The sequence below is a fragment of the Candidatus Goldiibacteriota bacterium genome (assembly GCA_016937715.1).
Classification (GTDB): Bacteria; Oederibacteriota; PGYV01; order PGYV01; family PGYV01; genus PGYV01.
Map to the genome: position 1 here is coordinate 1 of JAFGWA010000017.1, position 23,374 is coordinate 23,374.

The 23,374-nt window shown below is 38.4% G+C and carries 18 protein-coding genes and 1 other RNA gene; all 19 read right to left on the reverse strand.

Going from position 1 to position 23,374, the window contains the following annotated elements; all coding sequences use genetic code 11:
* Positions 1–149: 149 nt before the first annotated feature.
* The 19 genes from ffs to JXR81_02125 all read right to left on the reverse strand — a co-directional run bounded on the left by ffs (position 150) and on the right by JXR81_02125 (position 23,017).
* Positions 150–247: signal recognition particle sRNA small type (gene ffs / locus JXR81_02035), an RNA gene on the reverse strand.
* Between the two features lie 2 nt (positions 248–249).
* Positions 250–957 (reverse strand): class I SAM-dependent methyltransferase, encoded by a 708-nt coding sequence (locus JXR81_02040; protein MBN2753626.1) that lies wholly within the window; start codon positions 955–957, stop codon positions 250–252.
* Between the two features lie 4 nt (positions 958–961).
* Positions 962–1,678, reverse strand: a complete 717-nt coding sequence (locus tag JXR81_02045) for a glycosyltransferase family 2 protein (GenBank protein ID MBN2753627.1) — start codon at positions 1,676–1,678, stop codon at positions 962–964.
* Positions 1,679–1,680: 2 nt separating this feature from the next.
* The gene (locus JXR81_02050) at positions 1,681–3,483 is read right to left on the reverse strand and encodes a hypothetical protein (protein MBN2753628.1); all 1,803 of its coding nucleotides are present in this window, start codon (positions 3,481–3,483) and stop codon (positions 1,681–1,683) included.
* Entirely contained in the window at positions 3,480–4,172 is a 693-nt protein-coding gene (locus JXR81_02055; GenBank protein MBN2753629.1) for a 3D domain-containing protein, read from the reverse strand. The genes JXR81_02050 and JXR81_02055 overlap by 4 nt, the downstream gene beginning before the upstream one ends.
* An 8-nt stretch (positions 4,173–4,180) precedes the next feature.
* Positions 4,181–5,242, reverse strand: coding sequence for an adenylate/guanylate cyclase domain-containing protein (locus JXR81_02060; GenBank protein ID MBN2753630.1), 1,062 nt, complete (start codon positions 5,240–5,242; stop codon positions 4,181–4,183).
* Between the two features lie 40 nt (positions 5,243–5,282).
* Positions 5,283–5,927 (reverse strand): beta-phosphoglucomutase family hydrolase, encoded by a 645-nt coding sequence (locus JXR81_02065; GenBank protein MBN2753631.1) that lies wholly within the window; start codon positions 5,925–5,927, stop codon positions 5,283–5,285.
* Positions 5,928–5,955: 28 nt separating this feature from the next.
* Entirely contained in the window at positions 5,956–6,618 is a 663-nt protein-coding gene (locus JXR81_02070; protein ID MBN2753632.1) for a Crp/Fnr family transcriptional regulator, read from the reverse strand.
* Positions 6,619–6,646: 28 nt separating this feature from the next.
* Positions 6,647–9,238, reverse strand: coding sequence for a DNA topoisomerase (ATP-hydrolyzing) subunit B (gyrB, locus tag JXR81_02075; protein MBN2753633.1), 2,592 nt, complete (start codon positions 9,236–9,238; stop codon positions 6,647–6,649).
* A 13-nt stretch (positions 9,239–9,251) separates the two neighbouring features.
* Positions 9,252–9,488 carry a hypothetical protein gene (locus JXR81_02080; protein MBN2753634.1) on the reverse strand — a complete coding sequence of 79 codons (237 nt, stop codon included), beginning with the start codon at positions 9,486–9,488 and terminating at the stop codon, positions 9,252–9,254.
* Positions 9,485–9,769, reverse strand: a complete 285-nt coding sequence (locus tag JXR81_02085) for a DUF721 domain-containing protein (protein MBN2753635.1) — start codon at positions 9,767–9,769, stop codon at positions 9,485–9,487. The genes JXR81_02080 and JXR81_02085 overlap by 4 nt, the downstream gene beginning before the upstream one ends.
* Positions 9,770–9,771: 2 nt before the next feature.
* Positions 9,772–11,151 (reverse strand): outer membrane beta-barrel protein, encoded by a 1,380-nt coding sequence (locus JXR81_02090; protein ID MBN2753636.1) that lies wholly within the window; start codon positions 11,149–11,151, stop codon positions 9,772–9,774.
* A 14-nt stretch (positions 11,152–11,165) separates the two neighbouring features.
* Positions 11,166–13,799, reverse strand: coding sequence for a hypothetical protein (locus JXR81_02095; GenBank protein ID MBN2753637.1), 2,634 nt, complete (start codon positions 13,797–13,799; stop codon positions 11,166–11,168).
* Positions 13,800–13,874: 75 nt separating this feature from the next.
* Positions 13,875–16,334, reverse strand: coding sequence for a DNA gyrase subunit A (gene gyrA / locus JXR81_02100; protein MBN2753638.1), 2,460 nt, complete (start codon positions 16,332–16,334; stop codon positions 13,875–13,877).
* Positions 16,335–16,372: 38 nt separating this feature from the next.
* Positions 16,373–17,482 carry a DNA polymerase III subunit beta gene (gene dnaN / locus JXR81_02105; GenBank protein ID MBN2753639.1) on the reverse strand — a complete coding sequence of 370 codons (1,110 nt, stop codon included), beginning with the start codon at positions 17,480–17,482 and terminating at the stop codon, positions 16,373–16,375.
* A gap of 420 nt (positions 17,483–17,902) precedes the next feature.
* Positions 17,903–19,246: a chromosomal replication initiator protein DnaA gene (dnaA, locus tag JXR81_02110; GenBank protein ID MBN2753640.1), complete on the reverse strand. Its 1,344-nt coding sequence runs from the start codon at positions 19,244–19,246 to the stop codon at positions 17,903–17,905.
* A 236-nt stretch (positions 19,247–19,482) separates the two neighbouring features.
* Positions 19,483–20,163 carry a hypothetical protein gene (locus tag JXR81_02115; GenBank protein ID MBN2753641.1) on the reverse strand — a complete coding sequence of 227 codons (681 nt, stop codon included), beginning with the start codon at positions 20,161–20,163 and terminating at the stop codon, positions 19,483–19,485.
* Between the two features lie 119 nt (positions 20,164–20,282).
* Positions 20,283–21,707, reverse strand: coding sequence for a hypothetical protein (locus JXR81_02120; protein ID MBN2753642.1), 1,425 nt, complete (start codon positions 21,705–21,707; stop codon positions 20,283–20,285).
* Between the two features lie 83 nt (positions 21,708–21,790).
* The gene (locus JXR81_02125; GenBank protein MBN2753643.1) at positions 21,791–23,017 is read right to left on the reverse strand and encodes a hypothetical protein; all 1,227 of its coding nucleotides are present in this window, start codon (positions 23,015–23,017) and stop codon (positions 21,791–21,793) included.
* Positions 23,018–23,374: the final 357 nt, after the last annotated feature.

The following is a 23,374-nucleotide window of genomic DNA, read 5'->3' on the forward strand; positions in this document are numbered from 1 at the left end:
AATTTTCTATAAATATTATATACCACCCGGGATATACTTATTATAATCCCTTGGGTACAACCATTTCTAACGCCTTACACTACAAGGAGTAAGAACTGCCTGTAGTTTTCAGACATTTTTCATCCTTTTAAAATTTTCTATAAATATTATTAAAGCGGGGTTACGGCAACACCTCCGGTATCCGCTTACCGTTGCTACCTTCCGGTCCTGGCGGACTTCACGGGCCGCGAGCGCGCCGGCCCCGCCTTATTAAATTTTCTGCGCTATTGCCACTATTGACTGCCCTGCCGGCGGTTTAATTAACCTTTCACACGGCTTTGTAACAGGCAGTATGTACCTGTCAAAAATCTTTGCCTGATTATCAGGTATATGGCTTTTTTTCAATATTCTGCCGCTGAAATACCAGCCGATAATTCCGGCAAAATTAAGGTAAAAAATATCAATAATTTTAAAACCGTTATCTTCAAGCAGTTTTTTCAGTTCTGCTTTATTATATCTTTTATGGTGGCCCAGGGCTTTGTCCATTTCGCCGTAAATTGACTGCATTGCCGGAACCAGAATAACAAATTTACCGTTTTTTACCAGCGCGTTTTTTACATTAACCACGGCTTTTTTTTCATCCTTAATATGTTCCAGCACATTAAGCATTACAGCTGTGTCATATCCGCCTTTTTTAATCTTATTACCCGGCTTTATTATATCAAGCTTTTTTACTTTTACTTTTTTATTGCCTTTATATTTTTTGCAGGCATATTTAAGATAATTTCCGTCAATGTCTGCGGCGCATACCTGCCTGCTGTCTTTTAAAATAAAATCCGTTATATTGCCTATACCGCATCCTATTTCCAGAACCCTGCCGCTTATGCCTTTTTTTATATTTTCATAAATCCAGGAATTGTAATTCTGTAAATTGCTGATTTTATGAAGGGAATCCGTAAGGCTGTGCTTTGAATCCATTTATTCAGTCCACAAACCTGTATTTGACAAGAGCCCATATTGCCTTGAATCCGTCAACGGCCTTTATCTTTTTTCCTTCATCATAACTTCTGCCGAAGAAACTTATAGGCACTTCATAAATTCTTGCTTTCTTTTTAAGCATCTTCGCTGTAATTTCCGGCTCTATTTCAAAACCCTTTGATTTTATCTCTATTGACTGTATAAGTTCTGTCTTAAACATTTTATAACAGGTTTCCATGTCGGTAAGGGTGGTATTATAAAGTATATTGGTGACAAGATTAAGTATTTTATTGGCAATAAGGTTCATAAATAAAAACGCCCTGTGCCTTCCAAGGAACCTGGACCCATACACCACATCCACTTCTTTGTGCCTAAAAGAATCAAGTATCACTTTATAATCTTCGGGATCATATTCAAGGTCGGCGTCCTGAATAATGGTGTAATTTCCCTTGGCAAGGGCAAAACCTGTTTTTAAAGCGGCTCCCTTGCCTTCATTTTTTTCTTTATAAATTATTTCAATCTCAGGATATTTTAAATTTATTTTTTCAAGTATTGAATGGGTGGAATCCGTGGATTTATCGTCAACTATTACAACCTGTTTGGTTACCCCTTCAAGCTGCACGTCCATAACCCTGTCCACAAGTTCTTCAAGAGTGCGCTCTTCGTTATAAACTGGTATAATTACGGAAAGTAATATTTCTTTTAAAGTTTCCCGGCTCATTTTTATTTTCCTTTTTTGGCGTATTTAACGGCGGCCGCCGTAAAAACAACTGTTAATACAATAAATACAGCGTGAATAAAAGTAATGTTATCATGAAAATCGGGAAAAAACCATCCTAAATTCAGGCCGTGTGCCGACATAAAAGAGGCTATTTTATCTTTTGTGGCGCCATACCTTAAAAATGGCATACAAAAAAGGATAAGCGAAAGTATTAAAGAATACGCGCTTATTGCCCTGAATATCTTTTTATCCGTTAATGAAAATTTATAATCAAAATAAGCGGCATAAACCGCAAATACAAAAATAACCGGAATAAGCTGCCTTGCGGGCGTCATGGAACCGCCCCAGTCGCTCCAGAAAAGAAATAAGGACAAATAAGGTATTGCAACCAAAGCCGGAATAAGCATTTTTATATTTTTTTGTACTGCCGAATAAATTAATCCCCACACGGAAAAAATATATACGGGCGCGTAGAAAAGTATCCCGAAATTACGGTCTGCCAGAATCCCAAAAAACGCCCTCATAGAATGTTTAAAGGTAAAAATAAAATAAAAACTGCTGCTTACATATATATCAGAAACCGCGCTGTTTGCCGGCTTTGCGTATATGGCGAAATAATATAAAAAAAATAAAACAGCGGAAACAATAAGCGTGATATTATTGATGATTTCTTTTTTATAATCAAAGGATTTTCCTTTAATTATAATTACATACCGGATAATATAAAGGATAACGCTTAAAATAACGTATTTTGAATGAAGCCACGGAAGAAAAGCAATACCCGCAAAAAACAGTATGCCGAAGCCTTTACGGTGCATTAGATTTCTTAAACAGTAAAGCACAATAAGGGCAGCCGGAATTTCCGTAAGTACAAGCGACGCGTTTACGGAAAATGGCAGAACAGCGCCAAACAAAGAAGCAAATAAAATTGATTTTTTACCGCTGATTTCCGATGATGATATAAGGGAATACAGCAGCATCACGCACAACGCGGCAAGAAAATTCATGAAAAACTGAACCACAAACCTTCCTCCTATAAATAAAAAAGGGGAAATCAGCAGCGGAAGCCCTATGCTGTGCAGTGAATACAAACCTTTGCCGCCGCTTCCGGGCGTATTGTGTATATTTTCATATTCAAGAAATGCCGGATAAAAATCCCTGTATGAAGCGTCATTTTCATAGTTGTTTTTTAAATCCACGTCAAAATCAAATACAATGCTGCGGGCTATAAGCAGATAGTGCGGTTCATCACCGGTGGGAGGGTAAGCAAAAGTGACATAGGAAGTTACAGCCGCAAAAAAAATAAAAAATGATGCAAATATTTTTTTTTCAATATTTTTATTTTCGTAAAAATACAGCGCTTTTATGTAACGGTACATCAGAATAAAACACATCAGTACAAACAGCGAACCTGCGCATAAAATTAGGGCGTAGCCGCCTGTATTGATTTTAATATATCCGCCCCAGGGCAGATAAATGCTGCCCAGCATTGAAAAATCACCGGCGTTAAAATTTACCCCTTTTATAAAATACGGCACAATGGCAAAAAGGCCGGCGGTTGGAATGGCAAAAATTAACGCATTTATTTTAAGTTCTTTTTCAGGACCGGTTTTTACAAACCTGTTCATTACCTTGCATACTGCCATGTAAAAAAAAACAAATAATAAAGCTGTCAGAACGCCGGCTATAATTGATTTATAAACACCTTCAGCCCCCATAAACTTCAAAAATGGGGCAATACACATAAACGTAAGAATTAAACCTGAAACAGCGGGCAGAACATACCACGGCTGATTTTTATTCATTTTTTCTTTTTATTGGCATAATAACTTTTTGGTTTTGTGCCAAGCACGTATACTTTTACTTTTTTTCTTCCCCATTTAAAAGCTTCTTCGGTGGTATTGTAACAAAGGTCTATTTTTTTGCCTTTAATGGCGCCGCCGACATCCCCGCACCAGGCAAAACCATATCCGTCAACGTAAATAAGCGACCTTAAAGCAATTACTTTGGGGTCCACAGCGGCTATTCCATGTCTTGTACGCCATCCAAGCGATGTTATCCCCGCCCACTTTAATCCGTTGGATTCAGGCGACGGGTCATATGCCGTGGCTTCCACATCATGGACGTAATGCACATAGGTGGTCTCCGGAACGGTTATGGGATGATTTGATTTTGATATGCCCTCTATCTTAAAACCATTTTTTGGTTTTTTTATTATTCCGGTATTATATAAAGCTTTTGAAAAAACTGTTCTGCCGCCCAAATCAAGATTTTTACTTACAGAATGGCTGTAGCCTTTTTGCCCTTCTTCAAGCCAAACTGTCCATCCGCTTTTAATAAAATTACTTTTTCTTACTTTTATGTCAAAAGGAATATATTCCTTTGCAACGCCTGCGCTTATGCGCGTATTTATGGCAGCGGCGGCAAAAATAACCCACGCGGCAAATAAAATAACTGCGGCTGTTTTAAAACCCGTATTATTAATATTATTCATAATCAAAATTATATCAGCATTTTTCTTGTTTTTACAGAATAAACATTATGAAAACCGGCTTTGCCTTTTACTTCCACGGGCGGAAGCGAATCCACTTCCACGATTGTTTCCACCTGCTTATATACTTCTTCTGAAATTATCACCTGACCGTTTAAGGCTGTGCCGCATATCCTGCTTGCAAAATTTACCGTATCGCCTATTACGGTGTATTCAAGCCGTTCTTCAGAACCCATATTGCCTGTTATTATCTCTCCCCTTGCAAGCCCTATTCCAAGGCCTATATTAAGGGTTGGGTCTTTTTCCTTCCACTCTTTTAATTTCATGGCAAACTGCACCTGTATATCAAGCGCTGATAAAATAGCTTTATCCGCGTCAAGATAATCTATGTACTTGGGAGCTTCTTCAAACACGGCCATTACCGCGTCTCCGATGAATTTATTAACCCTGCCCCTGTTTTTCTGAATTGCTTTTGTAGCAATTGTGAAATACTCGTTTAACATCATAACCACCTTTTCCGGCTCTGAATTTTCCGTAAAAGACGTAAAGCCCCTTATGTCTGAAAAAAATATGGTGGCGGTTTTTTTCTTCCCCCCCACATAATGTTCGTTAATCCCGCGGTTCTCTATTTCATCTTTTAAAGAAGGGTCAAGATATTTTCCAAGTGAAGATTTAAACTTATCCTTATCCTGTTTGACGCTGATAAATGAACATACAAAAAGGTCAAATATTTTAAGGATATTTGCGTATGCAGCCGCATAACCGCCCCTTGTTTTCATCTGAAAACCCGCAGGCAGAATTTCCTTGGTTCTCATCTGGTTTACCATATGCTTTAATATTTTTGAAGCAAAAGAAGAAAGGTTCATCATTGCAAACAGGTATATCAGCACTCCAAGGTAAAAAGCTCCAAGAATTACGGATGCCAGAATATCTTCCCATGGCGAGACAGCAAATTTTTTTGAAAGTGTTGCTGACAGCAGTTTAAACAGCGGGTCATAACCAAACGCAATCAGCATGCCTATTAACGCGCTTAAGAACATAATGCTTTTTACGGGCGCTTTATTTTTTCTCATTTTTTTCTCCTGCTTTTAATCCCCCTGAAAATATACGCCTTTATTTAAATAACTCCCTGATTTTTTTTACGTTAATTTCTCTCATATTTTTTACGTTAAGCTTTGTTTTATTCAGTTTGTGTTCCCTTGTGACGCCTATGCTTATCATGCCCGCCGCGTTGGCTGCGTCAATGCCTATCTGAGCGTCTTCAAAAACCGCGCATTCAGACGGTTTAACTTTCATTTTTTTTGCCGCCCTTAAAAAAATATCCGGAAACGGCTTTCCCTTTTTCGCAAGCGCCCCTTCCGCGTCAATATCAAAATATTTAAAAATACCCTCTTGTTTAAGAATAGGCGCGGCATTTTTGCTTGAACTTGCCATAGCCACTTTTATGCCTTCGTTTTTAAGTTTTATTATAAGGTTTACCGTGCTTTTAAAAATTTTTACCCCGTTTTTTTTAAGGTATATTTCAAAAAATTTCTGTTTTTCAGCGCATATACGCTCCACTTCTTTGTCATCTGCCAGCGGTAAAAGAGCTTTTACCCCTTTTGCCCGCGGCATACCGTCTATCTTATTTTTAAAATCCGCAAAAGTAAATTTCATATTGTAATCCCTTTTTAAAACCGTTTCCCAGGATTTATGGTGAAGGGGGGCTGTGTCAATTATAACCCCATCCACATCAAAAATTACCGCTTTTAATTCCATTATTTCACCCTGTATTTTTTTAAATTTTTTATACGCACAATTCTTTCATTTTTTTAATGTCTTTAATATATATTTTTCTTTTTATTACATTGATAATTTTTTCTTTTTCCATTAAAAGCAGAGTCCTTGTCGTGGTTTCCCTTGTAAGGCCTGCTAAATCGCCCAGCTCCTGATGCGTAAATTTAACTTTTCCGTCCTCATCTTTAAAATCCATAAGCACGCAGGCTATTCTGCTTTTAGCGTTTCCGAGCGCAAGAATTTTTATATCACGGTCCGCTTTTGAAAGCCTTTCAGAAAGGCTTTTAATTATCTGAAGCGAAATTGAAGGTTCTTTGGATATAATTTCTTCAAAATTTTCACGGGAAATACTGAGCGTCCCGGTGTCTTCAAAAGCTTCCACCGTGGCGGACCGCGCTTCTTTTGTAAGCAGGGCCATCTCGCCAAAAGCGTCTTTTCTTTTTAATATGGCAAGGGTCTTTGTCTTGCCGTCTTTTGAATACTTCACCACCCTTACCACTCCGGAAATTATGATGTGAAGCGAATCGCCGGCTTCACCTTCGCTGAAAATAGTATCTCCGGCGGCATACATATTTTCTTTCATATGCTGCAAAATTATTAAAAGCCCGCTGTCTTTAACTCCGGAAAAAATAAAACTTTCTTTCAGACAAAGAATCAACTCTTTTTTTGTCATTTTTTTCTCCGGCTGTGATTATATCCGCTTATATATCAAGATTTTTTACTTCAAGCGCGTGGGTCTCTATGAATTCCCTTCTTGGCGCGACTTCATCACCCATTAAAATCGTAAAAAGTTCGTCTGCTTTGGCCACATTTTCCATTGTAACCTGTTTTAATGTTCTTGTCCTTGGGTCCATGGTTGTTTCCCAGAGCTGTTCGGGGTTCATTTCACCAAGGCCCTTATACCTTTGTATGTGCAGCCCTTTTTTCGCCCTGTCTTTAATGTAATCGGCAAGTTCACCTATGGTAAACAGAAGGGTTTCTTCGGAATCATCCACAGCTTTAAAAACAGGCAGCACATTTTCTTTTTTCTCGCCTTTTTCTTTTGATACAGATTCCATCTCTTCTTCAAAAAGGCCTTCCGCGTCAAGCCCGTAATTTTCAAGTTTTTTCATAATCTCATCAATAGTCCTTAATTCCGCCCTGTCACGCAGGTCTATCATGTAAGAAGTCTCTTTATTCTTTTTTATTATTTCCACAATATCATCAAAAGTAATTTTGGCGCTTATTTTCGGAAGAAGGTCTTTAATTATTTCCACAGCTTCTTTTTCATTGTCAGCGTATTCGGTTTTTCCCTTATGCCCTATTTCAAACATGGGTATTTTTTTCCATTTTTCGCGGGCTTCAAGGAAACTCTGAAGGCTGCATCCGGTTTTCTTTAATCTGGGAATCATATGTTCCAGGTCAATTACATATCCAAGAATTTCCTTAAGGTCAGCTTCTTTTACTTCTTTATCTTTGCCTTTTTTACTTAACATGACAAGTTTAAGGTCTTTTGTACCTTCCGCTGAAAGGAATTCATTCATTTCTTTATCATCTTTTAGATAGCGTTCTGACTTGCCTTTTTTTATCTTATAAAGCGGCGGCTGGGCGATATACACATAACCGGCTTCTAATAGCGGCATAGCCTGCCTGAATAAAAAAGTTAAAATAAGCGTGGAAATATGCGCGCCGTCAACATCAGCATCTGTCATAATAACAAGTTTATGATAACGCGCCTTAGTGACGTCAAAATTATCCTTGCCTATGCCGGCGCCTATGGCTGTTATCATAGTCCTTATTTCGTCATTGGAAAGCACTTTGTCTATACGGGCTTTTTCCACATTAAGAATTTTTCCTTTAAGCGGAAGTATTGCCTGTGTCCTTCTGTCCCTTGCCATTTTTGCAGAACCGCCGGCGGAATCTCCCTCTACCAGATACAGCTCGCAAAGTTCAGGTTCAGATTCAGAACAGTCAGCAAGTTTTCCGGGAAGCCCCGCGGAATCAAGAGTGCTTTTTCTTCTGGCAAGGTCACGCGCTTTTCTTGCGGCTTCGCGCGCTTCCGCGGCAGAAACCGCTTTGCCTATTATTTTTTTTGCTTCACCCGGATTTTCCTCAAAATATGAAACAAGTTTTTCATATACAAGCGAATTTACAATGCCTTCCACGTCCGAATTTCCAAGTTTTGCCTTTGTCTGCCCTTCAAACTGCGGATCCTGTACCTTAACGCTTACCACCGCGTAAAGGCCTTCACGGACATCATCTCCCTGTATTGTAAAATTATCTTTTTTAATAAGGTTATTTTTTCTTGCATGAGTTGACGCGGCCCTTGTAAGCGCTGTCTTAAAACCGGAAAGATGGGTTCCGCCTTCTATGGTCCTTATATTATTGACAAACGAAAATATATTTTCGGAATACCCGTCATTATACTGCAGCGCCACTTCTATTATAGTGCCGTCTTTTTCACCTTCAATGTAAACAGGTTTTTTATTTATTACTTCCTTGTTTTTATTCATGTGCTTTACAAATTCAGAAATACCGCCTTCAAATTTAAACATTTCTTCTTTAGGCTCATCGGCGCGTTCGTCAATAATGGTAATTGTGATCCCTTTGTTTAAGAAAGCAAGTTCCCTTAACCTTGTGGCAAGTATTTCATAATTGTACACAAGCGTGTCAAATATTTTCGCGTCAGGCTTAAAAACTATTTTTGTACCGGTTTTTTTGGCTGTGCCTATCTGTTTTACCGGCGCCTGGGCAACTCCGCGCGCGTAACTCTGCGTGTACACTTTTCCGTCCCTTCTTACTTCCACTTCAAGCCATTCAGACAGCGCGTTTACGCAGGAAACACCCACACCGTGAAGCCCGCCGGATACTTTATATGAATTATGGTCAAATTTACCGCCGGCATGAAGTACTGTTAAAACAACTTCCAGAGCGGATTTTTTCATCTGTTTATGTATTTCCACAGGTATACCGCGGCCGTTGTCTATAACGGTTATACTGTTGTCCACGTGGATAATGACATTGATATTGTCGCAATATCCCGCCATGGCTTCGTCTATGGAATTGTCCACCACTTCATATACCAGATGGTGAAGGCCTGCTCCCGATGTGCTTCCAATATACATGGCAGGCCTTTTTCTTACGGCTTCAAGCCCTTCTAAAACGGTAATTTTATCGGCCGTGTAATCGCTGGCTGAAGCGTCCTGTTTATTTGCGTCTTTTGGTTTTTCAGCCTGTGTTTCTTTTTCGGCTTTAATACTTTTGTCCTGTTTTGTTTCCTCTTTTTTAGAGGCTTTTTTATCTTTCTTTGCCATTTATTTCCTCCGTTTATTCCGTTATCCGTTTTATAAGGCTTCCCGCATTTATACGGGAAAAATACAGCATTACTTTTCCTTTTTTTTCAACCAATGCCAGGCTTTTCTGTTTTTCAGATTCATTCCTTACTTTTCTGCCTTCCTTCATTTTTTCAAGCAAGACAGTGTTTAATCCAACCGAAGAAAAAATTCCTATTATTTCATCTTCTCCAAAAAAAACACCCTGGCCTATATGAAGCGTTTTCATCATCCTTTTATCCTTATAACCACTTCTTTTACGCCGTCAATTCCGGACGCAAGGTTTGCTTTTTTAATTATTTCACGGCGGATGTACCCAAGTTCTGATTTTACCGTACTGTTGTCCGCGTAAACAAAAAGTTTTCCTTCATTATATTTAAAAGGCTCTGTCTTTGAACAAAGTTTCTGGCCGGCTATCCTGCTCCAGTTATCGTGAATCTTTTCAATCACCATATCTTCTGAAAAACCGGTTTTTTTAATAAGCTTTTCAACTATATTTTTAATTTCTTCCATTTTTATTCGCTTAAAAAAAGCGGAACATCAAATACAACCCCGCCGCTTATATTTAAAAACGGATATGAAATGTTTTTTCCGTTTTGGGTTAATGTGTAGTTATAACCCGCGTCAGCCTTTATTGAAAACATTTTAAGAATAATAAATTCCACGCCTGCCGCGGCTTCTGCCGTATAGTCTATTTCGTTCTTTTTTTCTGAATAACCGCCGTCAAACAGATACATGGTGCTGACAAGGGCAACCCCGTTGCCAAGCCTTAAGTAAGGCATTAAGAACAGGTCTTTTCTGTAGCCCATATACCAGTAAACATTCACAAGCAGATCCGTCATATTAAGCTCATATTTATAAAAATCTTTATCATTGGCAAGTGAAACCGTCCTGCCCGCGACTCCAAGCCTGAAAGCGCCGTTAATACTTAACTGAAATTCCGCGTTTAAACCAAGCCCGAATTTTGTGTCTTCTTTAAGCGAATCCGGCGACAGCGGCATAAAACCGCTTGCGCCAGCGTTTATGGTGACTTTTGGCGTTTCTTCATCCGGGCGTTTTAAAGACAAGTAATATTTTACAAGCGACTGAAACTGAACCGGCGGCATCCACGCCGCAAATTTCTGCTGCGCGAAAGGTTTAAAATTAATAGAGCCCACTTTTGGATTATTTCGTTTATCATACATAAACTTCTGTATTTTGTTGTCTTCCGTATAATCCCAGAAGTTATTTTTACAATCCGCGTCAAGCGCCGAATAATTTGTCACATTAACGGTGCTTGATAAAAAATTATTTTTTTCAATGAGCATTTTGGTGTCATCAAAGCGCTGCAGATAAACGGCAAACCTGTTTTTACTGAAAGTATTGCCGGTTATCGTAAAACTCATTTTCTGGCCTTCGGCATATACGCCGTAAGTATTGTTAAAAAAATAACTGTCTTTAATTACCGCCTTGGCAAAATGAAAGAGCGTAATGCCTGTGGCATTTAAAATATAATTGTTGGAAAAAATTAAACTTCCGCCTTCAACTTTAATTGTGCCCCTTATAAAAACCGTAAATTCCATAACACTTTTATATTTACCTTCATAAACAAGGCCTTCATAAAAAGTTTCACCGTCAAAGGGCAGAAGCCTTACGGGATTTGCCGGCAGCCCTTTACAGTTAAAGACGCCCTGGACGGTAATTTTGCCTTCTTTTTTAAATTTAATCACCGTGCCCGGCTGGACATTTATTATTGTTTTTTTTCCTATAGTGACATTATCACTAATAATATACGGTGAATTTTTAACATTCCACGTTTCACTTTTTTCAAGTGTCCCGTTTACATTTGTTTCTGCGTAGGCGGCTGTAAACATCACTGACAGCAGTAAAACTGCAGCAGCGGCGATTTTTTTCAAAAACACCACCCCTTTTATATGATATCTGTACCTTTGTCATCTTCAAGGTCCGGAAGCGGCGGCAATTCGCCGTTAAAAGGCGCAGGCTGCTCTTTTTCAAGAAGTTTATCTGATATCTTTACGTCTTTACCAGGAAGGTCAGGCACAGGCCCGGCCGGTTTTTCCATATCAAGAATATCATTTACTTTTATGACTTCCGGCTGTGTTTCCGGGGATTTTGATGCGTCCCAGCCTGCCATAGAATTAGTCTGTATTTTAAAAGACCCCTGCGGTTTTTCCGCCGGTTTTTCTTTTGGCGGTTCCTGACCGCCGAACATGGACGCAAAAGGATTCATTATTTTAGGTTTCTGAAGTTCAGGCTCCGGTTTAATTTCCGGAAGTTCCGCAATTTCAGGAAGCGGCGCCGGTTTTTCATCAGCCAAAGGTTTTATTTCCGGCATTGTATTTTTTATTTCCGCTGCAGGTTTCACGGTTTCCGGTTTAAATGCCGGAACAGCATCAGGTTTAAAGCCGCCTTTTTTATCAAACGGAAGGGAGATAATAAATGCCTTTCCTTTTCCTATTTCTGATTCTATCCAGATATCGCCGCCCATCTTTTTAATAACGGCTTTTATGATAGGAAACCTTAAACCCGAATTAATGAATTCCGGGCCGGCCTGCGATTCAGGCCCGTGAAAATTTGAAAATAATGATTCTGCCTTTGACTTTGGCATACTCATTCCGTAATCCATTATCACTATTTTAACCATCGTGCCTTCCTGTTTTGTTTCTACCGATACAGAACCGCCTCTTGGCGATACTTTAATGGACTGTGTCAGTAACTGTGACAGCACAGCGGAAAGCCTTGCGGAATCGCCTGAAGCGGAATTTAAAGTCTGCATAAATTTAGTTTTAATTTCCACTTTTTTTACGTCAGCCTGCGGCTGCACGGAAAAAATTATATCCTGAATTATTGTATTAACATCCACAGGATTCTGGTTTAATTTTATTTCGCCTTTTTCAAGCCTTGCAAGTTCTGACAGGTCGTTTATAAGCCTTTCCAGCCTTGCCGACTTATTGATAACCACGCCCAAAAACTGCTGCTGCGCGTCGGTAATTTTACCTTCGCCGCCAAGGACAGAAGAAATATAGGTTTTAATAACCGAAAGCACGCCTTTTAATTCGGTGTTCATCATTAAAACCGCGTCAGTACGCATGTCTTCCTTATCAGAAACAACAGGCGCGTCTTTTAATTTTTTTGCTTCTTCCTTAAGCTGTATTTTTTCCCTTTCAAGGGCGTCAATTTTTAACTTTGCTTCATCTGCCGCCGCTTTTAATTTATCTTCAAGTTCTTTTTTAACCCTTGCGGTTTCCGCTTTTAACTTTGACGTTTCTTCTTCAACATTTATCTTGCTGTTTTCCGCTATTTTTAAAGCATCGCGCAGTTCTGATATTTCCATATCCGCCCTTGACGCTTCTTTTGAAAGTTCTTCTTCCAGTTCTTTTGACATCTGTGAAAGTTTGGCCGCCTTGTCTTCCGACGCGTTTATCCTTCCCTTTAATATCACAAGAGAATCCGACATTTTTTTATAAGGCCCGCTTTTAAGTTTGGGCAGCATTGATTCAAAACTTTCTTCGTCTATGTGAGTCATTGCTTTTGTAATTTTAGAAACCGGAGCAAAAGGGGCGCCGCTTGAACCTATTATTATCAGAAACCCTATTAAAAGCCCCAGCCCAAGTATGCCATAAACAGGCAGTATATATTTGGTGTCATAAATTGAATGAGTGTATTTTTTTGCATTATCAGACTGCAGTGATTTATAATCCATATAAGGGGTAAAGACGCATGAAATTAATCCTGTTTCCCTGTTTTTCTTGTAAGCTAATAGGCCCCTTTCATTCACATAAACAGCCTCTTTAATATTTTCATCTTCAACATTATCGGTTAAAATAACCTTTAAATCTTTTGAATCCTGTATGTTTTCGGCGTTTTCCTTGGATTTATCCGTGCTTAATAGCACTGTCCCCGCCATGTTAACTATAAAATTACGGCCCCTTACAGACTGGGTTTCTTTGCGTATTCTGTCAGATAATCCTTCTATATTTTCTTTTACATATAAAACAGAAGCAAGGTTGTCCTTAATATCAACAACAGGGATAAAATATTCAGCGATCCCTTCACTGAATTTAATATCGCTTATTATCTTTTTTGAAGCTTTTGCCTGGATAAATTTGGCATTCTGGGCGAATTTCCCCGAACTTGATGATTCGGCTCCGGCAAGCACATTGCCGTTGGGATATAATAATGCCGTAACACCTGAAAGCCCTGATACTTTTTTCTGATAAGCGGATTTTATTTTTGATTTTACCTTAAGGTTGCTGTAACTGGAATTGCGGATAATATAATCCGATGTAACGCCTGAATATTTACTCTGAATTTTCTGTTCGGACAGCATTACAGTGCCGTTATGCACGATGTTAAGTTTTTCTTTCATCTGTTCGCTTATTATATTTATCTCTTTCTGCTTGTCCGCCCAGGCTATTTTGGAATTAAGTTCATTTAACTGCGCCACTCTGGACGTATCATAAAGATAAAATACCGCGGCAGGCACGCCAAACAGAAACACAGCCGCAAGCAGCATATTTCTTATAAGAGAACCTTTACTCATTTACTTCCTCCTTAAAAATGTATTCCATGAAAAAATATTTATGGCGTCATACCCTTGTAAATTTAACCGCCGCTGTTATTCCTGTACTTCTTCCTCTTCTTCGGCAACCCTTGCCACCGCGCTTACTTTTTCCGCGTCTTTAAGTTTAATTAACCTGACACCCTGTGTATTTCTGCCTATGGTCTTAATGTCTTTTATTTTTGTCCTGATAAGGGTGCCTTTATTTGTAATTATCATAAGCTCATTGGCGTCTTCCACAAGCTTAATGGAAACAACTTCGCCTGTCTTATCGGTCACCTTTATGCTTATAAGCCCTTTTCCGCCGCGGCTTTGTTCCCTGTATTCTGAAATTTTTGTGCGTTTTCCAAAACCTTTTTCAGTGACAGTTAAAAGCGTGGAATCTTTTTTATCAGAGCCAAGTATTGTCATGCTTACCACTTTATCTTTTTTATTCAGGTTTATCCCGCGTACGCCCATTCCTGTACGCCCTATTTCCCTGAACTGTTTTACCTTTGTGCGGATAGCCATACCGTCCATTGTAGCTATGAAAATTTCATCTTTTTCCGACGCTATTTTTGTATCAATAAGCTTATCGTCATCATTAAGCCCTATGGCTATAATGCCGCCGCTTCTTGGATTTCCAAACAGCGATAAGTTAGACCTTTTAATAAGCCCGGATTCCGTGGACATTATCAGGTACTTATCTTCTTCAAATGATTTAACTGAAACATATGCCGCCACGGTTTCGCCTTCTTCAAGCTTAATAAGATTTACAATCGCTTTGCCCCTGGTCTGCCTTGCGCCTTCGGGTATTTCATATACCTTAAGCCAGTGGCAGCGCCCTTTGGACGTAAAGAACATTAAGAATTCATGCGTGTTGGAAACAAAAAGGTCTTCTATAAAATCCTCTTCTTTTGTTTCCATGGCAATTATGCCGCGGCCGCCGCGCTTCTGCGCTTTGTAAGCGGACACAGGAGTCCTTTTAATAAACCCGCGGTGCGTAATGGTAACCACCATATCTTCTTCCTGGATAAGGTCTTCCATTGTCATTTCTTTTTCTTTGGCAATTATCTGCGTCCTGCGGTCATCCGAATATTTTCTGCGGACTTCAACAAGTTCTTCTTTCATCAAATCAAGAATCTTCTTTTCACTTGCAAGAATTGACTTTAATTTTTCAATCAGTTTTAAAAGTTCTTTGTATTCGTTTTCCAGTTTTTCAACTTCAAGGTTTGTCAGCTGCTGAAGCCTCATGTCCAGAATTGCCTGCGCCTGCATGACAGACAGGTTAAAAGCGGCAATAAGTTTGCCTTTGGCTTCTTCTGTGCTGGAAGAGCCCCTTATTATTTTTATTACCCTGTCAAGATACTTTAACGCTATTTTTAAACCTTCCAGAATGTGCGCGCGTTTTTCCGCTTTATCAAGTTCAAATTTAAGCCTTCTTATTATTACCTGTTTTCTGAACTGTATAAAATTTTCAAGGAATTCTTTAATATTAAGGACACGCGGCCTTCCATCCACAATAGCAAGCATTATTACGCCAAAGGTGGTTCTCATCTGCGTGTGTTTATAAAGCTGGTTTAAAATTATTTCAGGATTGTCATTTTTTGAAATTTCAATTACAGCCCTGGTGCCGTCTTTATCCGATTCATCCCTTAAATCAGTAATACCTTCAATTTTTTTATCTTTTACAAGGTTGGCTATGTTTTCAAGCAGATTGGCTTTGTTTACCATATAAGGAAGTTCCGTGATTATTATCTGTTTTTTGCCTTTTTTACTTTCTTCAATTTTTATCTTTGACTGCATTACAATAGAGCCCCTGCCCGTACTGTATGCCGATTTTATTCCTTCTTTTCCTATTATGAAAGCTCCTGTGGGAAAATCCGGGCCTTTTATCACACCCATAATTTCTTCTATTTTTGTATTTTTATTATCTATTACCATAATTGTGGCGTCAATAACTTCGCCAAGATTGTGGGGAGGAATATTGGTGGCCATACCTACGGCAATACCGGAAGAACCGTTTACCAGAAGGTGCGGGAAAGATACCGGCAGCACTGTGGGTTCTTTTGTGGATTCATCATAATTAGGTACAAAATCAACCGTGTTTTTATCAAGGTCTTTTAAAAGTTCTTCCGCAAATTTGCTTAAACGCGCTTCTGTATAACGCATTGCGGCGGGCGGATCGCCGTCCACCGAACCAAAGTTACCCTGTCCGTCCACAAGCGGCATTCTGAATACAAATGGCTGCGCCATTCTGACCATGGTATCGTAAATAGAGGAGTCGCCGTGGGGATGATAATTACCCATTACTTCTCCGACTATTTTAGCGGATTTTCTATATGATTTATTGCTGTAAAGCCCCATATCGTGCATTCCATACAGGACCCTTCTATGAACGGGTTTTAAACCGTCGCGGATATCAGGAAGCGCCCTTCCCACAATTACACTCATTGAATAATCAAGATATGATGTTTTTATTTCGTCTTCTATGGCCGCCTGAATTATTCTTCCGCCGGGTTTTATCTCTTCTTCCATTATTCTATTCTCCTTGTTGTGCCTGCGCTATATTCTTATTATTTTCTTATGGGCATTATAACGTAAGTAAGATTTTCTTTTCCTTCTGCTTTCATAACACCGGGATTCATGGAACTGATTAATTTAATTTCAATATTTTCTGATTCATTGGCTTTTAAAAAATCCATGATATAAACAGCATTGTACGAAACTTCAATGGGTTCACCGTCGTAAGTAATATCAATTTCTTCAAACGCTTCGCCTTCATCCGCGGTAGAAACATTGATATACAGTTTGTTATTTTCAAATTTAAAAAGTACTATTTTGGATTTGTCGCTTGAAATTACGGCGGCCCTTCTGATGGATGATGCAAGTTCTTCTTTTTTAATAAGCGCTTTCATATTAAAATCTTTGGGAATTACCTGCGAGTAATTGGGATAATTTTCATCTATTACCCTGGATACAATTTCCATGTTAGGAAAGATAAATTCAATAACTTTTTCATAAAAATTAAGAGTAATTTCTGTTTCATCAGAAGGATTTAAAACCCTGGAAATTTCGTTAATGGTTTTAAGGGGTATAATATAATCCAGTTTTCCTTTAACAGGTGATTTTGTTTCTGCTTTATAATAAGCAAGCCTGTGCGCGTCTGTTGCCACTGCTTCTATTTTATTGCCTTCAAATTTTATAAATACCCCGTTTAAATTTCTCTTTGACGTGTCCTTTAAAGCGGCATACTGAATATTATCAAGTATTTCTTTTAACAGCGCCTGTGAAATAGTTACGCTTTCAAGTTTTTTTTCATCAAGCTGAAGCGCCGGAAAATCTTCCGCGGGAAGGCCCGGCATTTTATACGCCGCTTTTTTACATTTTAAACTTATATTGTCGTTTTTATCCGATTCTATTGTAATATCCGCGCCGTCTTCAAATTCTTTAATAAGGGTAATTATCTTTCTTGGAATTGTGGTTTTTCCTTCTTCTTTTATATTTTCCACTTTGCATTTTATTTTAGCGCTTATATCCATATCTGTTGCCGTAAGGTTTAAATAGTCACCGTCAGCTTCAAAAAGGATATTGGAAAGAAGGGGTAACGTGGAACCGGAAGCTATAAAGTATTGTGCAACCTGCAGCGAATTTAAAATTTCTTCTTTATTTGTCTTTATTTTCATATTTCCTCCTGAATAAAATATTTTTAAAAGTTTTCAACATTGTAAAAACTCATCAATAACAATTATTTAAATATATATAACCTTTGTTGTAGTTGTTGTAGTGTTAATATGACTAATAACCTTAAAAATATTATATTTTAAAAAGCTTTATAAGTTTTGTTAATGTTAATTGTTATAATATTTTAATACATAACCCGGTATTTATCCACAAAAAAATGACCCTATTTTTATTAACATTTTAATGAACACGTTATTATGATAGTTGTTAACATAAACCGTATTAATAAATAATATAATAAAGAAAGCAAATTTAAACACACAGAAGGTTAGATGCTTTGAGGCTTTGAGGCTTGACAAGCAAATAAAGGATGAAAAATATTCAGCTTCTGTGTAATGACGGGGTAACAAAAAAATTAATATTTACTTTTTTACTCTCATTACTATTTCATTTATTGAGTTTTTAAATTTATCGTCTGATTTTACAAGTTTATCAACTTTATTTATTGCGTGCATAACTGTTGTGTGGTCTTTGCCTCCAAAATACTGGCCTATTTGAACAAGCGAATAATCTGTAAGGCTGCGCGTGATATACATTGCCACCTGGCGTGATTTTGCTATGTTTTCATACCTTTTTTTGGACAAAAGGTCCTGTACTTTTATTCCGAAATAATCGGAAACTATCTGTTGTATCATATCAATACCTATTTTTTTTGCCTGGTCAAACTTTGGATTTCTTATTTTAATTGCTTTCTTGGCAAGTTCAATATCAAGTTCTTCGGGGTTTTCCGCCAGTATCAGCAGGTTTTTAAGCGTGCTTTCAAGTTCCCTTATATTATTATCAATGTGTTCCGCTATATACCCGATAACATTATCAGGAACTTCTTTGTTGGATTCCATGGCTTTCTGTTTTAATATAGCCACCCTTGTTTCAAAGTCCGGAGCAAGAATATCCGCAATAATTCCGGAAGAGAACCTTGATTTAAGTCGGTCTTCAAGCTTCAAGTCGCCGGGCGGGGAATCTGATGTGGCCACAATCTGTTTGTTGTGGTTGTATAATTCATTAAAAGTATGAAAGAATTCTTCAATTGTGGCGTCGCCGCGTAAAAACTGAATGTCATCCACTAAAAGCAGGTCAGTGCTTCTGTAGCGGTTTTTAAATTCATCCATCTTATTTTCGCGGATTCCCTGAGTCACTTCAAAAAGGAATTTTTCCGCTGTGATTATCATTATTTTTTTTGAAGGATCCTGTTCATAAATGTATGTTCCGATAGCGTGTAAAAGGTGTGTTTTTCCAAGCCCTACGCCCCCATAGATGAACAAAGGGTTGTATGCCTGTCCCGGTGCCTCTGCCACTGCTTTACAGGCAGCGTGCGCGAACCTGTTGCTTTGGCCTACTATGAAGTTATCAAATCGGAAACGCGAGTTTAATGAAGGTATAAAAGGGTGCTGAGGGTCAAGCGGAAGCAATATCTGCTGTTCTTTAATGACAATTTTGGATGACTGGTCTTTTTTGGGTTCTTCAGTTTTAATAACTTCCAATTTAAGGTCAGATACCTGCCTAAAACCCTTTTCAATTGATTCCATAAGCTCGTTTTTATACTTGGCAAGGGTTTTTTGATGAAGAGAGTCAGGTATGGTGATTACAACACAGTCTTTTTCTGTGTTAAAAGACACAGTAGCCTTTTCAAGCCATAAGTTAAGGCCGCTATTTTCTTCTTTAATGGAATTAATAATAACTTCCCAGTTAAATTCTTTGTTTTTCAAGCTTAAATACCCCTTGTTTTTACACAACTTATCCACAAGTTGAAGTATAGTTATCCACAATATTAATGCCATATAAATAAGACATTTAATAAGTTATTAAGATTTTCCACAAAACTTATCAACAAAGCAATAATACCACATTATGGAATACAAATATACATAAATAATCAAAGTTCTACAGGACAGCGTATTATAGGAAGATGCGGTTAAAATGTCAAGCGCTATTTAAGAGAGGTCTAGTAATTATATGTCAGCAATACGCCCGGATTGTTATCGTAATAGGCAGCCTGAACCTTTACAGGAAAGGCAAGGTGAAGCCATGCAGCGTCAAGAGCCGTATAAATTAAACAGGCGGAAGTTATAGATGTAACAATAATTGCAGTGGTTAATTTTTCATTGGCTTGTTTTTCCATATTTTTTAGTAAGTTATAATTATCCATAGTAGTGTTGTTAATTTCATCATAAATACTATTATAATCAGAAATATAATTGGAATATCCCAGCCATGAAAAAGCCGTTGTTGCCGCGCCGAATATATCTGCGGCAATAAGAAGCTTGCCGGGCAGCGGAATTTCATTTTCCCTGTTTTTGGCGGCTATTTCCGCCTCCCTTGCCGCTTCTGCCGCTGCTTCTGCCTGAGCCTGCGCAGGGTCTTTTTTTATACCAAGAAAATCTCCTAAATCATCAAACATGGTCCTTGTTTTTGTGGGAACAGCTGTCGCAGCGGGTGAAGGTGCCGGTGTTGCCGCGGGGGATGCTGTGGTACCGGGAGTAATAACAGGCGTTGCAGACATATTCTGAAGTGCAGCTGTTATTGCCGTGGCAGTGGCTGCTACCGATGAATAATCTGTCCCTTCGGCTGCCGCAAAAGGTATTAATGCAATTGTTAATATAAAAGCCATTACTATTTTTTTCATTCTGTTTCCCCTTTTATTAAGTTTGTCCATATACTATAAAACAAAATATAACCTATGTCCATTAATAAATAAAAAAACCCGGGGCTGTTAACCCCGGGTTTTGAAAAGTTAAAGAAGTTTTATTTCCAGAGATAGCTTACTGCCACTCCTGAATTAAGATTACCGGAATTCTGACCGCTTATAAAATTAGGGCCGGAAATCAGGATATAGGGATTAAGGAACATATCAAGCTTTAAATCGCCTATCACTCCGCTTAAACCGATGCTGTAAGACAATTCAGGTGAAATTACATTGTCATATTCCGTGGCTAAGTGGGTAATTTTAGGTTCCGGGCTGAACATTGCAGACTGGAAATCGTATTTTGTGCCGTTTAAACCAACAAGCGTAAAGTTTACGCCTGAATTTACCGACCATGTTTCGTTAAGCTTTCCTTCAACCGCAAGGTGGAAAGGAATTTCAAAAACTGAAGAATTTTCATAGTCGTTGCTTATATAGAACTTGCCAAGTCCTGGACCGCTATTTGTAAAGAATTCCATATACATTAAAGGAGCGCTTTCACCGGACATTACAAGTCCGGATGAAACTAATACTTTAAATGATTTGCTTAATTCAAATGTTTTTCCTGTTAAAGCCTGTAATGCCAGTTTGCTGTTGTCAAAAACTATTCTGTAGTCGTCATTATTGTTGGGATATTTAACATGTGCTGTAAAGTTGGATTTTGTCCAGTCCAGAAGCGCTATTACAAAGAAGCCTTCGCCTAAATCTGTCCTTAATGACAGGTTAAGGTTTGTTTTGGAAGAATCCCTTTTGCTCCAGCCGTTATAAGTATAAGCGTTATACCAGTCTTCGCAGGAATCCAGATGATTGTACTGCGTTAAGCTGACTGATACATCAACAGGAAGCCCAATCTTAAGCGACGCACCCGCTTTTAAAGCCATATACTGTACGGAATAGTCCTGTATATCGGCATTTGAATAATCTATTATCATGGGCATATCATTAAAATTGGCATCAGAGTCTGAATAATTTAAATTTTTGTAATTATTTTTTTCAGTCGCATACTGGGCGGAAATACCAAAAGGAATATCGCCTATTTTGTTGGCATATGAAAGGCCAAATACATGATAAAGCATATAATCATAATACATCATGGGAGCAACTATATAGAAATTAGCGCCTTCCATTCCGTATAATACGGAAGGTTTTACTGATATTCCGAATGTTCCATAAGTTGTATTAAATACAGCCTGGCCGCTTATGTAATTTTCAGTATTATCCATTTCGGGATTATATCTGTAATCATATAAGTATTCAAATATGGCGGAGTTTCCAAGAAGCGATAAATCCTGCACAAATATGTCTGTGCCGGTTACGCTTCCTTTTACAAGTACGCCCGGATAATCAGCCTGTGAAGCTTCTTCCACAAGGGTTGTAATTTCAACTTCAGCAGGTACTTCTGCTTTTACGGTTTTAGCCGCTGCTGCAAATAAAGGAAACGCAGAAGCTATTATAAGAATTGAAACTGTTATTAATATTTTTTTCATTAATATGTCCCCCGAAAATTTTGTTTAAAAAAAACGCCCGGGCTGTTAACCCGGGCGTTTTGTAAATTATATTATTGCCTAAATTACTTCCAGCTGTAAACAACTGCTATGTCGGAATTAAGGTTCATTCCTGTATTTCCTGAAATGAATTCAGGTCCGCTTAAGAGGAAGTACGGGTTAATGTTCAGATCAAGCTGAAGGTCGCCGATTTTTCCTGTTACGCCGATTGCATAGCCAACGTTCGGATCAATGTTAAAGTATCCGTCTTTGCGGTCTTCAGTTAATGATTTAGAATCAGCATCTTCAAGGAATTTAACTGAAGAAGCACGTGATGCAGCGATTTCTGCGCTAACGCCGGAATTTATTGTCCATGTTTCATTAAGTTTTCCTTCAACAGCAAAGTTTAAAGGAATTGAAACATACATATCTGTGTCTGTATCGCCTAAAGCATATGTTGTTGTTACTCCGGTTGTTTTGTATGTGTGCATTCCAACTGTATCAAGTTCAACAATAACACCTGAAGCCATCTTTACTGTAAGTGATTCGGTTGCCTTTATGTCTTTTCCAACTAAAGCTGCAAGTGTAAGGTAAGAATCTTCATAGATATTTTCGTCTTCAATGTTTGTTGCTTCTACTTTTGTCTTATCTGAAGATGAATTCATTTCGAAATTCACTCCAAGAACTGCTGAAAGTCCGTCGCCAAGTCCGGCCCTTGCTGCTGCGCCGATATTCATATCGGAGTATACGTTTGTTCTTGTTTCGTTAAGGCTCTTGTCCGCGTTAAGGTCTTTTTCAAGATCCTGTCCGCTTCCCATGCCAAAATTTAATGAAAGGTCAAGTGCAAGGTCGCCCTTTAATGCAAGGCCAAGTGTTAATCCAAGGTACTGGTCATAATAAGATGTAACGTCGTTGTTTCCGTCAATTTCTGAATTGTCTACTGCTTCATATCCGTTGTTTTCTACGCCATAAAGAATTCCTGCTGCAACGTCCATTCCTTCAAGTCCTGTTGCATACTGAAGGCCGATCATGTTGTCGCTTCCGCCAAGTGCCGGGCTTGCTGATAATGCGAATGTTCCAAGGTCTGTTTTTAAAACTGTTAAACCATAAGCATCACCAACGTATTCAAAAAGTGCTACGTTTGACATCAGGGAGATGTCTGTGATGAATGTCTGCGCTCCAGATACGCTGCCCGGTACTAAAACTCCCGGATAGTTTGCCTGTGACTGGAGCTTTGTTACCGTGGTTACGCCTGCGAAAGCGGAACCGGCAACGAGTGCGAGTAAAGCTACTACTGTGATAAATTTCTTCATTCGTATTGCCCTCCTAAAGGATTTTGAACTGCCTGTTTTTTTTAATTACCTTGTTTTTTTGGTTCAAATGCTTAACTTTGCTTAAAAATGGGGTAAAGAGCGTTTTTTTGAACTCTCTTAATCCACCCCCCTTCCTAAAGGGTATTTTATGCTTCTTTATTGCATAAATATCAAGTTAAATTAAGTTTTGCCTGTTTACTTTAATGAACGTTTAATAACCCTGCCCTGTTATAATTGAATAAATTATAGCAGATATGGATTTTTTGTCAAGAAAAAATGTAAGTTTATTACGGTATTTTATATTTGAAGTAAATATTGCGTTAAGATATCATTAATTGTGCAAATACACTTGTTTTA

Excerpts from the sequence above, each read along its gene's own strand:
- JXR81_02040 (MBN2753626.1), bottom strand. The coding sequence starts at position 957 with ATGGATTCAAAGCACAGCCTTACGGATTCCCTTCATAAAATCAGCAAT.
- JXR81_02045 (MBN2753627.1), bottom strand. The coding sequence starts at position 1,678 with ATGAGCCGGGAAACTTTAAAAGAAATATTACTTTCCGTAATTATACCA.
- JXR81_02050 (MBN2753628.1), bottom strand. The coding sequence starts at position 3,483 with ATGAATAAAAATCAGCCGTGGTATGTTCTGCCCGCTGTTTCAGGTTTA.
- JXR81_02055 (MBN2753629.1), bottom strand. The coding sequence starts at position 4,172 with ATGAATAATATTAATAATACGGGTTTTAAAACAGCCGCAGTTATTTTA.
- JXR81_02060 (MBN2753630.1), bottom strand. The coding sequence starts at position 5,242 with ATGAGAAAAAATAAAGCGCCCGTAAAAAGCATTATGTTCTTAAGCGCG.
- JXR81_02065 (MBN2753631.1), bottom strand. The coding sequence starts at position 5,927 with ATGGAATTAAAAGCGGTAATTTTTGATGTGGATGGGGTTATAATTGAC.
- JXR81_02070 (MBN2753632.1), bottom strand. The coding sequence starts at position 6,618 with ATGACAAAAAAAGAGTTGATTCTTTGTCTGAAAGAAAGTTTTATTTTT.
- gyrB (MBN2753633.1), bottom strand. The coding sequence starts at position 9,238 with ATGGCAAAGAAAGATAAAAAAGCCTCTAAAAAAGAGGAAACAAAACAG.
- JXR81_02080 (MBN2753634.1), bottom strand. The coding sequence starts at position 9,488 with ATGATGAAAACGCTTCATATAGGCCAGGGTGTTTTTTTTGGAGAAGAT.
- JXR81_02085 (MBN2753635.1), bottom strand. The coding sequence starts at position 9,769 with ATGGAAGAAATTAAAAATATAGTTGAAAAGCTTATTAAAAAAACCGGT.
- JXR81_02095 (MBN2753637.1), bottom strand. The coding sequence starts at position 13,799 with ATGAGTAAAGGTTCTCTTATAAGAAATATGCTGCTTGCGGCTGTGTTT.
- gyrA (MBN2753638.1), bottom strand. The coding sequence starts at position 16,334 with ATGGAAGAAGAGATAAAACCCGGCGGAAGAATAATTCAGGCGGCCATA.
- dnaN (MBN2753639.1), bottom strand. The coding sequence starts at position 17,482 with ATGAAAATAAAGACAAATAAAGAAGAAATTTTAAATTCGCTGCAGGTT.
- JXR81_02115 (MBN2753641.1), bottom strand. The coding sequence starts at position 20,163 with ATGAAAAAAATAGTAATGGCTTTTATATTAACAATTGCATTAATACCT.
- JXR81_02120 (MBN2753642.1), bottom strand. The coding sequence starts at position 21,707 with ATGAAAAAAATATTAATAACAGTTTCAATTCTTATAATAGCTTCTGCG.
- JXR81_02125 (MBN2753643.1), bottom strand. The coding sequence starts at position 23,017 with ATGAAGAAATTTATCACAGTAGTAGCTTTACTCGCACTCGTTGCCGGT.